This window comes from Bradyrhizobium sp. th-b2, from assembly GCF_000426785.1.
GTDB lineage: Bacteria > Pseudomonadota > Alphaproteobacteria > Rhizobiales > Xanthobacteraceae > Bradyrhizobium > Bradyrhizobium septentrionale.
Genome location: NZ_AUGA01000026.1, coordinates 30,241 through 43,829, shown reverse-complemented (window position 1 = coordinate 43,829; position 13,589 = coordinate 30,241). Strand labels below are relative to the sequence as shown.

The 13,589-nt window shown below is 62.3% G+C and carries 10 protein-coding genes and 2 pseudogenes; 4 read left to right on the top strand and 8 right to left on the bottom strand.

The genetic code is table 11. The features are described from left to right. Positions 1–236: 236 nt before the first annotated feature. The 3 genes from K359_RS63440 to K359_RS61600 all read right to left on the bottom strand — a co-directional run bounded on the left by K359_RS63440 (position 237) and on the right by K359_RS61600 (position 1,183). The gene (locus K359_RS63440; protein WP_166293866.1) at positions 237–374 is read right to left on the bottom strand and encodes a hypothetical protein; all 138 of its coding nucleotides are present in this window, start codon (positions 372–374) and stop codon (positions 237–239) included. 186 nt (positions 375–560) lie between these two features. Then, positions 561–797 (bottom strand): hypothetical protein, encoded by a 237-nt coding sequence (locus K359_RS61605; RefSeq protein ID WP_156928696.1) that lies wholly within the window; start codon positions 795–797, stop codon positions 561–563. Next, positions 794–1,183 (bottom strand): DUF2147 domain-containing protein, encoded by a 390-nt coding sequence (locus tag K359_RS61600; RefSeq protein ID WP_156928702.1) that lies wholly within the window; start codon positions 1,181–1,183, stop codon positions 794–796. Before K359_RS61600 ends, K359_RS61605 begins: the two co-directional genes overlap by 4 nt. On the opposite strand from K359_RS61600, the pseudogene K359_RS64620 reads away from it, so the two are divergent. The 3 genes and pseudogenes from K359_RS64620 to K359_RS0128255 all read left to right on the top strand — a co-directional run. After that, positions 1,121–1,297 (top strand): annotated as a pseudogene (locus tag K359_RS64620) (helix-turn-helix domain-containing protein); the annotation flags it as partial. The gene K359_RS61600 and the pseudogene K359_RS64620 sit on opposite strands and share 63 nt — an antisense overlap. Before the next feature lie 118 nt (positions 1,298–1,415). Beyond that, the gene (locus K359_RS53220) at positions 1,416–1,976 is read left to right on the top strand and encodes a GNAT family N-acetyltransferase (RefSeq protein ID WP_084518534.1); all 561 of its coding nucleotides are present in this window, start codon (positions 1,416–1,418) and stop codon (positions 1,974–1,976) included. 280 nt (positions 1,977–2,256) lie between these two features. After that, on the top strand, positions 2,257–4,860 hold the full coding sequence (locus K359_RS0128255; RefSeq protein ID WP_029082329.1) for an MASE1 domain-containing protein: 2,604 nt from the start codon (positions 2,257–2,259) through the stop codon (positions 4,858–4,860). Between the two features lie 132 nt (positions 4,861–4,992). Here the strand turns inward: K359_RS0128255 and K359_RS0128250 are convergent. The 5 genes and pseudogenes from K359_RS0128250 to K359_RS0128230 all read right to left on the bottom strand — a co-directional run. Beyond that, positions 4,993–5,226: pseudogene (locus K359_RS0128250) on the bottom strand (formyl-CoA transferase); the annotation flags it as partial. Between the two features lie 27 nt (positions 5,227–5,253). Beyond that, a complete protein-coding gene (locus tag K359_RS0128245) occupies positions 5,254–7,041 on the bottom strand; it encodes an adenylate/guanylate cyclase domain-containing protein (protein ID WP_029082327.1) in 1,788 nt (595 codons plus the stop codon). Between the two features lie 250 nt (positions 7,042–7,291). Then, positions 7,292–8,569 carry a formyl-CoA transferase gene (gene frc, locus K359_RS0128240; RefSeq protein WP_029082326.1) on the bottom strand — a complete coding sequence of 426 codons (1,278 nt, stop codon included), beginning with the start codon at positions 8,567–8,569 and terminating at the stop codon, positions 7,292–7,294. Between the two features lie 65 nt (positions 8,570–8,634). After that, positions 8,635–10,368, bottom strand: a complete 1,734-nt coding sequence (gene oxc / locus K359_RS0128235; protein ID WP_029082325.1) for an oxalyl-CoA decarboxylase — start codon at positions 10,366–10,368, stop codon at positions 8,635–8,637. A 72-nt stretch (positions 10,369–10,440) separates the two neighbouring features. Continuing rightward, positions 10,441–11,136 (bottom strand): GntR family transcriptional regulator, encoded by a 696-nt coding sequence (locus tag K359_RS0128230; protein WP_051346457.1) that lies wholly within the window; start codon positions 11,134–11,136, stop codon positions 10,441–10,443. A gap of 216 nt (positions 11,137–11,352) precedes the next feature. Here K359_RS0128230 and K359_RS0128225 point away from each other — a divergent pair, with 216 nt between their 5' ends. Beyond that, positions 11,353–13,482, top strand: coding sequence for an acetate--CoA ligase family protein (locus K359_RS0128225; protein ID WP_029082323.1), 2,130 nt, complete (start codon positions 11,353–11,355; stop codon positions 13,480–13,482). The last annotated feature ends 107 nt before the right edge of the window (positions 13,483–13,589 follow it).

Below are 13,589 nucleotides of genomic sequence, written 5' to 3'. Positions count from 1 at the left end.
CTTGTCGTTGCTTATGGCGCGCGACCGGCATCTTGGTATCTGATATGCCAAGGTTCAAGCTGTCGCAGCGGTAACGCGCGCTTATGCCGCACGGGACTCAGTGGGCATCGCGGGACAGTAATTCAGCGCGCAAAGAAAATGGCCCCGAAAATCGGGGCCATTGGTCGAAGGTTCAATGTCAGGTCGGGTTTCGCGACGAAAGCCGCATCCGGTGGAGAGTGCCGGAAAACCCTTGCCTAGAGGCCGAAGCGCGGCAGGTCGCCGTTGCGGTTGGAGATCTCTGCGCTCTTCATCAGCAGGCGGTCGATCGAGGCCAGCAGGCGGCTGAACAGGGTGGAGGAGGGCGCGAGCGCGAAAGCGGTGGTCTTGGACATTGGTGTCCCCTTTGGCTGGAAGCCAGCAACGGGCCGGCTCATCATCTGCAGCCAAATTATGTATACCAGATACCAGACACAACGGGCTTGTTTGCATAGCAGCATTCGCGACTGTGCATTGCAGCAAAACCGGCTGATTGGCATCCCAGATTGAGGGGCCGTGGACCGAACCCGGACCCCTAAGGGTCAGAATCTCCAGCTAAAACTGGCCTTTACCGAGTGATCCTGCACCCGGTCGGCGAGCTGACCGACATAGGCGATGCCGAGGCTGGCCTGCGGCGTGACGCGGCTGGCTCCGCGCGACTTGGTCTGACGTCGCGGCAGCGATGCCGTCGCAAAGAAAGGCCGCCGAATGCGGCGGCCTTGAGTGACTGGTTTGCTTTTCTTCTTGGCCGATGAAGGGGCGGGGCCAATTCCCTTCACCGCGTCCAGTCTTCGCCGGCGCACAGCGTTCCCATGCAGCCGCGAACATTCAGCGTGCCCGACGAGACCAGCGTCTCCGAGCTCTCATAGGTCTTGCCGTCACCGGCGTTGTAGATCCTGCCGGCCCATCTGTTCAGGCGTGCGGGCTGCATGTTGATGAAGAGCGGCATCTCCATCACCGGTCGGGTCCGCTGCGCGGGATCGGCATTCTTGTCGTCGAGCTGCGGCTTGTCGGTGGCCTTGTCGGTCGGCTCCTTCAGCCAGACGACCCGGCCGCACAGCGCGCTGCCGCAGCGGTGGACCTTGATCGGGGCGTCGCCGGACTGAGTCAGCCAGACGCCGGCCGGGTCGTTGGCGTCGCGGAACCGACGGGCATTTCGATCCAGAACCTGTCGATCCTGAAGACCGGCAAGGCCAAGGCAATGCGCTTCTCGACGCTGTCGGCGATCTGCCGCGAACTGGACTGCCGGCCCGGGGATATCCTGGAGTATGTGCCGGGCGATGAGGGTGACGCTGATGGCGGTGAGGGGAACAAACCGAAGCGCGATCACGTGACCCTCAGCGGAAGTCCGGGATACGCGTTAAACTCCCGGAATTGTTCGACCGAGAGCTTGGCCAATGATTGAGCTGTTGGAGGTTCGACCGGATGATCTTGGCGGTGGTGATCTCGCGCCCGGAGTCCTCGTGCTGCTCAGGGATGCCTTCCCCGAAGATGGTCCCAATGAGGGAGACTATTATCGGGCAGTCGGCGCCCCGGAAATCGCGTTGATCCTTCGTGACGGGCCAATGGTCGTCGGCCATTTGGGTCTCTATGCGCGCGAGGTGAAAATCGGAAGCGCGAATGTCGAGATCGGGATGCTCGGTGGAATTGCCGTTGCCCCCGATCGCAGGCGAAATGGTTACAGCCGCCTTCTGGTTCGGCGTGCGCATGAGCATCTCGCGAAGCGGCAAATCGCTTTCTCGATCCTGTTTGCCTATGAGCCTCGCATCTACCAGGGGAGCGGTTACAGGCTGATGCAGAATGCCACGCACTTCATCGAGCCGGACGGGACACCAAACACTCTGGTTTATCGGGGAAGCATGTACGCAGAACTGACGCGCGATGGCCAAATCAACTGCTCGATCTGCGCGGCCGCACGGTGTGAACAGCAGACGAGCAAGGTCTCATCGTGGCGCTAAGGTCCGCTTCTGATCCGAAGCGGTCATTAAAGCGGCAGCGAGAGTTCTTGCGCCAACCGGGAAAATGATTGCTGATGATCCCACCGACACGCAGCGGGATCGGGCCGATTCGTATTCCGGATGCCGCTGCGCCTTGTGTACCGCCGCTGTTAGGTCAATGGTACTGTCCGATGGCCCCCCGTCCGGAAGTTGCCTGGCGCCTTTCTACGCACGATCGTGCGGCCATGTTTTGGTCAAAACTGCATCCGCATTCTTGAGATGCCCACTGCAAAGGCTCGCGATGGAAAGGGCAGGGTTCGCCAAGGCCAAGATTTTCGCTTTTGGCGACGCGCGGAGCGTTGCCACCTACGCGGCCGAAATCCTGATCATTGCCGCGATTTATGGCGGCCTTGCCGAATCCGCGCGATTGCTTCCTGCAATCAATCCAACCGCGACACCGCTATGGCCACCAACCGGGCTTGCGCTCGCGCTGGTGCTGCTGCGCGGCTACCGGATCTGGCCCGCGATCCTGGTGGGGGCCGTCTCTCCTTGCCTCATGGCCGACCGATCGCTCCTGGAGTTCGGCGCCGCCGGGATCGGCAGCCTGCTTGCTGCATTTACCGGGACATGGCTGATCGGCCGCTGGTCGAACGGTGGCCAGACGTTTGCCACCCCGTCGGGTGTCGCAAAGTTTGCGATCATTTGCTTTGCGCCGACCACGATAATCAGTTCAACCATCGCCTTGGCCGGCGTCACGCTCGCCAACGAATCGAGCTTGTCCGATTCCGTCGTCGCCGGGTTGACCTGGTGGCTCGCGGACGCTGCTGCGGCCCTGGTGATTGCTCCGGTAATCGTGCTCTGGGCGACGATGCCCTTACGCATTTTCTCCAAATGGAACCTGTTGGCATCGATCGCGGTCGCTGCCCTCGCGGGTATCATCGGGCTCGTTGCTTACAGCCCGCTCATCGGGAGCGACCTCGTCAGCAACGACCTCGACGTGTTGCTGCCGCATCGGAGCCTTCTGGGCTTTCTGGTCTTGCTGCCCTTGATCTGGGCCGGCCTGCGCGGCGGTCGATGCACCGTGGCGACGGCTGCGTTGATTTTCATCGGAGTGGCCGTGTGGGGATTCTCGGCGGGGAATGATCCATTTCCGAAAATGGATCCGAATGGAGCTCTGCTATCCCTGCTCGTGCTTTCGATCAGCGTATCGGCGCCTCCTCTTGCCCTGGCCGCGGCAATCGCGACGCGCCAGACCAGGGAAGCCCATTTGCTTTCCGTCCAGGGCGAACTGAGCAGTCAGCTTGAACGCAAGGCCTTGGCGCTCGACAACATCAGACGGCACTTCCAAACCCTTATCGAGGGCGTTGTCGACTATGCAATTTTTGCGCTTGATAGAGAAGGACACGTTACGAGTTGGAATAGCACCGCTCAAAAGATCACCGGTTACACTTCGGAAGAAATCATCGGCAAGCACTTCGGGATATTTTATCGGCCGGATGAACGCCGCGCGGGTTCACCGACACACGCGCTGGAGTCGGCAATCCAAGGAGGCAAGTACGACGTAGAGGGTTGGCGTATCAGAAAGAATGGCACGCCGTTTTTCATCACCGGCTCGGTCTCCTCGAGCCGTGATGACGCAGGAAATCTGATCGGTTTCATCAGTATCCTGCGCGACGCGACGGAGCGACGCGACGCCGAGGAGAAGCTGGTCCAGGCGCGCGAACAGCTCGCGATGTCCCAGAAAATGGAGGCCATCGGCAAGCTGACCGGCGGGATCGCACACGACTTCAACAATCTATTGATGATCATCGGAGGCAGTGCCCAGATATTTCAACGCCTGCTTGATCCAAAACTGCCAAAAGCAATCGAAGCGATACAAACCGCAGCCAAACGCGGCGAAAGTCTCACGCGCCAGTTGTTGACATTCTCCCGTCACCAGCATCTCAGCCCGACGGTCGTTGATCTCCATGCGTCCATCAAGAACATGCGGACCATGATCGAGAGCTCGCTGCGCGGCAACATCGTGTACAACGAGAACGTTGGCGACGGTGTTTCGCCGGTCAAGGTGGACCTCGCCGAACTGGAACTTGCGATCGTCAACATCGCCGTCAATGCGCGAGACGCAATGACAAGCGGCGGCACATTCACGTTATCCGTCCACGCGGTGACCGCAGATCAGGACACCGGCGGCGATCGCCGTGGGAAGGCCTTCTTTGCGATAACGCTTGGCGATACGGGCACCGGTATTCCGCCGAATCTTCTGTCCAAGATGTTCGATCCATTTTTCACGACCAAAGAGGTCGGCAAGGGGACCGGGCTCGGTTTGTCCCAGGTTTATGGTTTTGCACACCAGGCGGGCGGAACGGTGACGGCGGACAGCAAGGTTGGACAGGGAACAACGATTACAATCTATTTGCCGTCCTGTGCAGACGAGCAAATCACCAGCAAGGAGCTCGCCGCTGCCCGGGCAAAGCCAAGGCAGCCGCAGCGGCAGACGGTTCTCGTTGTCGACGACAGCCCCGAAGTGGCGGATGTGACATCCTCGCTGTTCGAGCATCTGGGCTATGAAACCATCTATCGAGATTCAGCCGAAGCGGCATTGAAATTGCTCGATACCGGTACAAAGATCGATCTCGTCTTCAGCGATATCGTCATGCCGGGGACCATCGATGGCGTCGGGCTCGCGAGAGAAGTTCGGTCGCGGTATCCCGGTTTGCCGATAGCCCTTACAACCGGTTACAGCGATGCCGCAAAAGCAGCTCCGGCAAGTCTAAGAATACTTCGCAAGCCGTTCGATACCGAGGCACTGAGAGATTTTATCCAGGATCTTGCGCCGCCGAGATCAGCGCGATCGTCCGGCATACCCTTGGCGTCAGGCACGACTGACGCCGTGCGCAGAAGTTGACTGGTTGCACCATCGCGGGCGGAGGCGTCGATCTCATTGAGGTCCGCTATCGACGCGGAGAGCGGGCAACCAGCCCAAACAAAAATGGCCGCGGTTGCCCGCGGCCATTTGTCGTTTGACTGAGTGCAGCCGTTACTCCGCCGCCTGCTTGCGCGGCGGATCGAGCGCGCCGGAATCGTGGACCTCGGCGACCTGGTGATCGGAGAAGCCGAGCACCTCGCGCAGGATCTCGTCGGTGTGCTCGCCCAGCAGCGGCGAACGCGCGACCTCGCTCGGCGAATCCGACAGCTTGATGGGGTTGCCGACCGGGATGTACCTGCCGCGGGTCGGATGATCGACCTCGACCACGGTGCCGGTCGCGCGCAGCGGCAGCGGCCTGACTCCGGGCAGACTTTATGCCTCCGGCACTCCGGACAAGCGCATGCCTTCGTAGAGGCGTTCGCGTCCGGCAAGATAAACCGGATTGTCGCTCGGCACGTTGGCGCGCAACCTTTGGATGGTAAAGGTCGGATCGAGTGCAAGTCCGTCCTGCGCCGCCTGTCGTGCTTCGCCCAGCGAGCCCAGCAGGGCCAGAGCGGCGGCCAGATGGAAATGCGCCAGCGGATAATTGTAGTTGTCTTTCAGACCATGCCTGAGCCATTCAATCGCTTCGTCGTAGGCACTGAGCTGAATCCTGGAGAAGCCGACAAACGCCCTCCAATAGCCCGCGAAGCTATCGCGAGGAGACAGGCGAAGCGCTTCATTGACATGCGCTTCCGTCTCCAAACCGCGGCCCAGAAGATATTTGGCGTTGCCAATGAAGGCGTGCGCGTCGGCTGAATTTCGATCGATTGCCAGCGCCTGCTGCAAATGTGCGATGCCTTGGGTGGCGCGCTTCGTCGAGACTTGCAGGAGGCCCAGAACCTTGTGCGCAAAGGCGTGCTGCGGGACGATCTTGAGCGCGTTCACCAACTCCGCCTCGGCAGCCGCGAGGCGCGCTGCACGGTCGTCGCTCAAAAACGCGAGGCCGACCGTCGCGTCAATGTTAGCCATACCGACGAGTGCGTTGATGTTGCCGGGGTCGAGTGCCAGGGCGCGCTCGAGAAAGCTGCGCGACCGGGCCAGATTGTCGTTGGTAAGCCCCCTGTGCCAACAGGCTCTGCCTTGAAAATACAAGTCCATCGCATCCGGATGCTGGGCGCGTTCAGACCGTCGCGCCTCGGCTTCGACGAGCTCGATGTCCAGGGTATTGGCGAGTCTCGATACGATTTCGTCCTGCATATCGAACAGATCAGCCTCGGGTTTGTCGAACCGTTCCGCCCAGAGGTGATTGCCAGTTTCAGCATCGATCAGCTGAACGTTGACTCGAAGCCGGTTGCCGCTTCGTTGCATCGAGCCTTCAAGTACATAGCGAACGTTCAACTCCTGCCCGATCTGTTTCACGGGTACCGCCTTGTTCTTGAAGGTGAACGCGGTGTTGCGGGCAATGACGAGCGCTCCGTTGATACGCGACAGGTCCGTCGTCAGGCTCTCGGTTACGCCATCGACAAAATAGTCCTGCTCGGGATTGCCGCCGATATTCGCAAACGGCAGCACCACGATGGACAAATGAGGTGCGAATGGCCGGTTCTGCGTTGCCGCGCTGTCGCGCGCACCGGGGCGAAATCCATCCCGGGCCACGGCGTAGGCCCTTACTGGACGCGCAATATTCTTGAGGTTCTGCTCACCCAAATCGGTGAATTCGACGTCGATCTTGCCTCGAACCTGCTCGTAGGCGGAGGATGAGATGCAGATGCCGCCTGGTTCGGCAATGCTCTCAAGCCTTGCGGCGACGTTGACGCCGTCACCGAGAATGTCGTCGCCTTCGATCAGGATGTCGCCGAGATTGATCCCGATCCTGAGCAGCATACGCCGGTCCTGTGGGATACCGCCGTTCCGCTCTGCCATCGCGGCCTGTACGGTAATCGCGCACTCAACCGCATCGACCACGGAGGGAAACTCAAGCAACAGTCCGTCGCCCGTGGTCTTGACAATGCGGCCGCCATGTCTTGCCACGATCGCGTCCGTTACGGTGCGGTGTTCACGGAGGGTACGGGCCGTGCCGACTTCATCGAGGCCCATCAACCGCGAGTAGCCGACCACGTCGGCCGCCAATATCGCCGATAACCTGCGTCCGACCCGGCCTGGCTGCTCTTGCACCATTGATCTGCAAGTCCCTTCGCCGACCCTTTGTAGGATAATTGAACTGCGCTGCCAACACGCCCGATCGTGACGGCAGCCGGGCTTTCGTCCGCTTCCGGACCAACAGCGGAAAATGCGCTCAATCTCATTGGTGTCCGGTACCGAAGGAGAGCGGACGATCCGTCGGCACCGCGCCACCGCGTTTCCGTTCTCCAAACAAAAATGGCCGCGGTTGCCCGCGGCCATTTGTCGATTTGATTAAGTGCAGCCGTTACTCCGCCGCCTGCTTGCGCGGCGGATCGAGCGCGCCGGAATTGTGGATCTCGGCGACCTGGTGGTCGGAGAAGCCGAGCACCTCGCGCAGGATCTCGTCGGTGTGCTCGCCGAGCAGCGGCGAACGCGCGACCTCGCTCGGCGAATCCGACAGCTTGATCGGGTTGCCGACCGAGATGTACTTGCCGCGGGTCGGGTGATCGACCTCGACCACGGTGCCGGTCGCGCGCAGCGACTGGTCTTCTGCGATCTCCTTCATCGAGAGGATCGGGCCGCAGGGAATGTCATCCTTGTTGAGGATCTCCATCGCCTCGAATTTTGTCTTCGTCATCGTCCACTGTTCGATGCGACCGAAGATCTCGTTGAGGCGCGGCAGGCGAGCCGGCGGCTTGGCGTAGTTCGGATCGGTCTTCCAGGTCGGCTCGCCGATCACGTCGCAGATCTTCTCCCAGACCGGGGCCTGGGTGATGAAGTAGATGTAGGCGTTCGGGTCGGTCTCCCAGCCCTTGCACTTCAGGATGCGGCCGGGCTGGCCACCGCCGGAATCGTTGCCGGCGCGCGGCACCGCGTCGCCGAACGGAATGCCTTCGCCGAACTGGCTGTATTCCTTGAGCGGGCCGTGGGCGAGGCGCTGCTGGTCGCGCAGCTTGACGCGGGCGAGGTTGAGCACGCCGTCCTGCATCGCCGCGGTGACGCGCTGGCCCTGGCCGGAGTGGGTGCGCTGATAGAGCGCGGTGACGATGCCGAGCGCGAGATGCAGCCCGGTACCGCTGTCGCCGATCTGCGCGCCGGTGACCAGCGGCAGGCCGTCGCGGAAGCCGGTGGTCGAGGCGGCGCCGCCGGTGCACTGGGCGACGTTCTCGTAGACCTTGCAGTCCTCATACGGGCCGGGGCCGAAACCCTTGATCGAGGCGACGATCATCTTCGGGTTGATGGCGTGGATCTTCTCCCAGGGGAAGCCCATGCGATCGAGCACGCCGGGGCCGAAATTCTCGACCAGCACGTCGCACTGCTTGATCAGCGCGGTCAACACTTCCTTGCCCTTCGGGTTCTTGGTGTCGAGCGTGATCGAGCGCTTGTTGTGGTTCAGCATGGTGAAATACAGGCTGTCCACGTTCGGGATGTCCTGCAGCTGGCCGCGCGTGATGTCGCCGACGCCGGGACGCTCGACCTTGATCACGTCGGCGCCGAACCAGGCCAGCAACTGCGTGCAGGTCGGACCCGACTGGACGTGGGTGAAATCGAGAATGCGAACGCCCTTGAGCGCCTTGGTCATATCGTTTGCTCCGTGTACTCTGGTCTACCCCTGCACCCGCAGGGAAAATGGGTTGAAGGGGTGGCTTACTTCTTCTTCTGCAGCACGCTCTGAGGATTGAGGTTGCCGATGCGGCCGCTCTCCGAGCCCGCCGCCGGATCAATCACTGCGTTGATCAGCGTCGGCTTGCCGGAATCCAGCGCCGCATTGACGGCGCGCTTCAGCTCGTCGGGGGAGGTGGCGTTGACGCCGACGCCGCCGAACGCTTCCATCATCTTGTCGTAGCGCGAGCCCTTGACGAACACGGTGGTCGCCGGATCGTCGCCGGCAACGTTGACGTCGGTGCCGCGATAGATGCCGTCATTGTTGAAGATCACGACGCAGATCGGCAGCTTGTAGCGGCAGATGGTCTCGACCTCCATGCCCGAAAAACCAAAGGCGCTGTCGCCTTCGACCGCGAGCACGGGCAGGCCGGTCTCGACCGCAGCCGCGATCGAATAGCCCATGCCGATGCCCATCACGCCCCAGGTGCCGACGTCGAGCCGCTTGCGCGGCTTGTGCATGTCGACGACGCCGCGGGCGAGGTCGAGCGTGTTGGCGCCCTCGTTGACGAAGATGGTGTCCGGGCGTTCCGCGATGATGGCGCGCAGCGCGCCGAGCGCACCGTGATAATCCATCGGGGAGGCGTTGCTCATCAGCTTCGGCGCCATCTTGGCGACGTTGTCGTCACGCTTCTTCGCGACCGTGGCGAGCCAGTCGCTCGGCGCGGCCGACCAGTTCGCGCCCATCGCGTCGAGGAACGCGGATACGCAGGAGCCGATATCGCCGACCACGGGGGCGACGATCTCGACGTTGGAATCCATTTCCTTCGGCTCGATGTCGACCTGGATGAATTTCTTCGGGGCCTCGCCCCAGGTCTTGCCCTTGCCGTGCGAGAGCAGCCAGTTGAGCCGGGCGCCGATCAGCATCACGACGTCGGCGTCCTTCAGCACGGTCGAGCGCGCCGCACCTGCGCATTGCGGATGCAGGTCGGGCAGCAGGCCCTTGGCCATGCTCATCGGCAGGAACGGCACGCCGCTCTTCTCGACGAAGTTCTTGATCGCCTCGTCGGCCTGGGCATAGGCCGCGCCCTTGCCGAGGATGATCAGCGGACGCTTTGCGCTCTTGAGCACGTCGAGCGCGCGCTTGACGGATGACGGGGAGGGGATCTGCTCCGGCGCCGCGTCGATCACCTTGACCAGCGACTTCTGGCCGGCGTCGGCGTTCATCACCTGCGAGAACAGTTTTGCGGGCAGGTCGAGATAGACGCCGCCGGGGCGGCCCGACACCGCGGCGCGAATCGCGCGCGCGAGCCCAATGCCGATGTCCTGGGCGTGCAGCACGCGGAACGCCGCCTTGCACAGCGGCTTGGCGATCGCGAGCTGGTCCATCTCCTCATAGTCGCCCTGCTGCAGGTCGACGATCTCGCGCTCGGACGAGCCGGAGACCAGGATCATCGGGAAGCAGTTGGTGGTGGCGTGGGCCAGCGCCGTGAGGCCGTTGAGGAAGCCGGGCGCCGAGACCGTGAGGCAGACGCCGGGACGCTTGGTCAGGAAGCCGGCGATCGATGCCGCATAGCCGGCGTTCTGCTCGTGGCGGAACGAGAGCACGCGAATGCCCGCCGCCTGGGCCATGCGGCCCAGGTCCGTGATCGGGATACCCGGCACACCATAGACGGTGTCGATGCCGTTGAGCTTGAGCGCGTCGATGACGAGATGGAAGCCATCGGTCAGCTCTTGCTCGGTGCCCGGTGCCTCGGACTTCGTAGCGGTATTCAGCATCGGCATCGTCTCCCTGGTCGTTCTTGTTCGGACGATCTGAATGTCGTCTGAAGCGTGTGTGAACTCTAAGTCTTAGGTGAACAGTTCCTGGCCGTGCGCCTCGACGTAAGCCGCCAAGCCAAGCGTGTGATCGCGGGCGCGCTTTTCCGCGAGTTCGGTGTCGCGCGCCTCAAGTGCCTCGATGATCCCGAGATGCTCGGGCAGCGAGGTCGCGGTGCGGTCCTTGCGGCCGATCGTGAGCTGGCGATAGCCGCGCACATGCAGCAGCAGGTCATTGGTAAGGTCGACCAGCACAGGTGATTCCGACAGCGAGATCAGCGCCTGGTGGAAGGCGATGTTGGCCTTGGAATATTCCTCGACGTGATCCTGCGGCAGGCGATCGTCGCTGAAGTCCTTGAAGAAGTCGCGCAGCGACGAGATGTCCTTCTTGCGCGCGGTGGTCGTGATCAGGCGCGCCGCCATGCTCTCCAGCGCCGCCCAGGCGCGGATCATGTCGACGATCTCCGCCTTGGTGCGGCGGACCACCACGATGCCGCGGCGCGGCACGGTCTTCACGAAGCCGTCCTGCTCGAGCATCGCGATCGCTTCGCGGATCGGCGTGCGACTGACGCCGAGACGCTCGGACAATGCGCGTTCGTCGAGCATCACCGGCTCCGGCGTCGCGTAGATGTCCATCTTCAGGATCGCTTCCTTCAAGGCCTCATAGGCCTTGTTCTTGAAGCTCGTCTCCGGCGCGATCCGGACGATGGCGATATCTGTGTCAGCCATGTTGGGTGACGCCTTGGTCTGTTTCGGTTCTGGCACGACTCGTCTCCTCCTCTTGGAGACGTCTTCTTAGCAGAAGAAATACCCTAGATTTTTGGCATGCCAAATACCAGGATGTCAAGCTGCCTATATTTTTCGATATTTTTCGACATCAAGCGACCTTGACAATTACGTTTTTGGCATACCAAATGCCACGAAATCTGTCCCAGGAGGAAGCCAATGTCAAATTCTAAGGATGCGGTCCGCAAAATTCTCGATGCGGTCAAGGCCGACAAGCGCACGAGTCTCACCGCGCCCGAAGGCAAGGTGGTGTGCGATGCCTACGGCATTCCGGTGCCGAAGGAAGGCGTTGCCAAGTCGGCGGCCGAGGCCGCCCGGATCGCTTCCGACATGGGTTTCCCGGTCGTGATGAAGATCGTCTCGCCCGACATCCTCCACAAGACCGAGGCGGGCGGCGTGGTGGTCGGCGTCAAGAGCGCCGCGGACGCCGAGAAGAGCTACGAGACCATTCTCGCTAACGCCAAGAAATATAAGGCCGATGCCAAGATCGACGGCATCCAGGTCCAGCAGATGCTCGGCGGCGGCACCGAGGTGATCGTCGGCTCGATCACCGACGGCTCGTTCGGCAAGCTGGTCGCCTTCGGCCTCGGCGGCGTGCTGGTCGAAATCCTCAAGGACATCACCTTCCGCCTCGCGCCCGCAACCAAGGACGATGCGCTGTCGATGCTCGACGGCATCCAGGCCCATGAGATGCTGAAGGGCGTACGCGGCGGCGAGCCGGTCAATCGCGAGGCGCTGGCCGACGTCATCGTCAAGGTGTCGCAGCTGGTCAGCGATTTCCCCGAAATCGTCGAGCTCGACCTCAATCCGGTGTTCGCCACCAGCAAGAACGCGATAGCGGCCGACGTCCGCATCGTCGTCGACTTCGACTACAAGCCGCGCCCGGCGCCGCGTCCGACCGAGGAGATCGTCGCGGCGATGAGCCGCATCATGCAGCCGAAGGGCGTGGCCGTGATCGGCGCCTCCGCCGAGGACGGCAAGATCGGCAACTCCGTGATGAAGAACCTCATCAACGGCGGCTACAAGGGCGAGATCTATCCGATCCACCCCAAGGCCGAGGAAATCCTCGGCTACAAGGCCTACAAGAGCGTCAAGGACGTCCACGGCGTGATCGACACGGCGGTGTTCGCGATCCCCGCGAAATTCGTGGCCGGCGCGCTCGCGGAATGCGGCGAGAAGAAAATCCCCGGTGCGGTGCTGATTCCGTCGGGCTTTGCCGAGGCCGGCGCGCCCGAGCTGCAGGCCGAGATCGTCGAGGTCGGCAAGAAGTACAATATCCGCCTGATGGGGCCGAACATCTACGGCTTCTATTATACTCCGGCCAATCTGTGCGCGACGTTCTGCACCGCCTATGACGTCAAGGGCCACGCCGCGCTGTCGTCGCAGTCGGGCGGCATCGGCATGGCGATCATCGGCTTCTCGCGCTCGGCCAAGATGGGCGTGTCGGCGATCGTCGGCCTCGGCAACAAGTCCGATATCGACGAGGACGATCTGCTCGCCTTCTTCGAGCAGGATCCCAACACCAACCTGATCGCGCAGCACTGCGAGGACCTGAAGGACGGCCGCGCCTTTGCGGAGGCCGCCAAGCGCGTCTCCAAGAAGAAGCCGGTGGTCGTGCTCAAGGCCGGCCGCACCTCGGCTGGCGCCAAGGCTGCCTCGTCGCACACCGGCGCGCTCGCCGGTAACGACAAGATCTACGAGGACGTGTTCAAACAGTCCGGCGTGATCCGGGCCCGCAGCCTGCGGCAGCTGCTGGAATTCGCCCGCGGCGTGCCGGTGCTGCCGACGCCGAAGGGCGAGAACGTGCTGATCATCACCGGTGCCGGTGGCTCCGGCGTGCTACTCTCCGACTCCGTGGTCGACAACGGCCTGTCGCTGATGCAGATGCCGCCGGATCTCGATGCGGCGTTCCGCAAGTTCATCCCGCCGTTCGGCGCGGCCGGAAATCCTGTGGATATCACCGGCGGCGAGCCGCCGATCACCTATGTCAACACGGTGAAGCTCGGCCTGTCGGATGAGCGCATCCACGCGCTGATCCTCGGCTACTGGCACACCATCGTCACCCCGCCGATGGTGTTCGCGCGCAACATGGTCGAGGTGAAGAAGGAGATGGAGGCCAAGGGCTTCGTGAAGCCGATGGTCGCCTCGCTCGCCGGCGACGTCGAGGTCGAGGAAGCTGCCGAATATCTCTACCAGAACGGCATTCCGGCCTACGCCTATTCGACCGAGCTGCCGGTCGAGGTGCTGGGCGCCAAGTACAAGTGGGCGCGCGGCGCGGGCCTGCTCTGATCGTCTGATCCATCGAAGACCACAGGCCGCCTCGGACATCGTCCGGGGCGGCCTTTTTATTAGGTTAGCCCCGTCCGAGCCCAGCCGCTGAGGTGAGCGGGAAAGGG

Excerpts from the sequence above, each read along its gene's own strand:
- oxc (WP_029082325.1), bottom strand. The coding sequence starts at position 10,368 with ATGCTGAATACCGCTACGAAGTCCGAGGCACCGGGCACCGAGCAAGAG.
- K359_RS53220 (WP_084518534.1), top strand. The coding sequence starts at position 1,416 with ATGATTGAGCTGTTGGAGGTTCGACCGGATGATCTTGGCGGTGGTGAT.
- K359_RS0128255 (WP_029082329.1), top strand. The coding sequence starts at position 2,257 with ATGGAAAGGGCAGGGTTCGCCAAGGCCAAGATTTTCGCTTTTGGCGAC.
- K359_RS0128225 (WP_029082323.1), top strand. The coding sequence starts at position 11,353 with ATGTCAAATTCTAAGGATGCGGTCCGCAAAATTCTCGATGCGGTCAAG.
- frc (WP_029082326.1), bottom strand. The coding sequence starts at position 8,569 with ATGACCAAGGCGCTCAAGGGCGTTCGCATTCTCGATTTCACCCACGTC.
- K359_RS0128230 (WP_051346457.1), bottom strand. The coding sequence starts at position 11,136 with ATGGCTGACACAGATATCGCCATCGTCCGGATCGCGCCGGAGACGAGC.
- K359_RS0128245 (WP_029082327.1), bottom strand. The coding sequence starts at position 7,041 with ATGGTGCAAGAGCAGCCAGGCCGGGTCGGACGCAGGTTATCGGCGATA.
- K359_RS63440 (WP_166293866.1), bottom strand. The coding sequence starts at position 374 with ATGTCCAAGACCACCGCTTTCGCGCTCGCGCCCTCCTCCACCCTGTTC.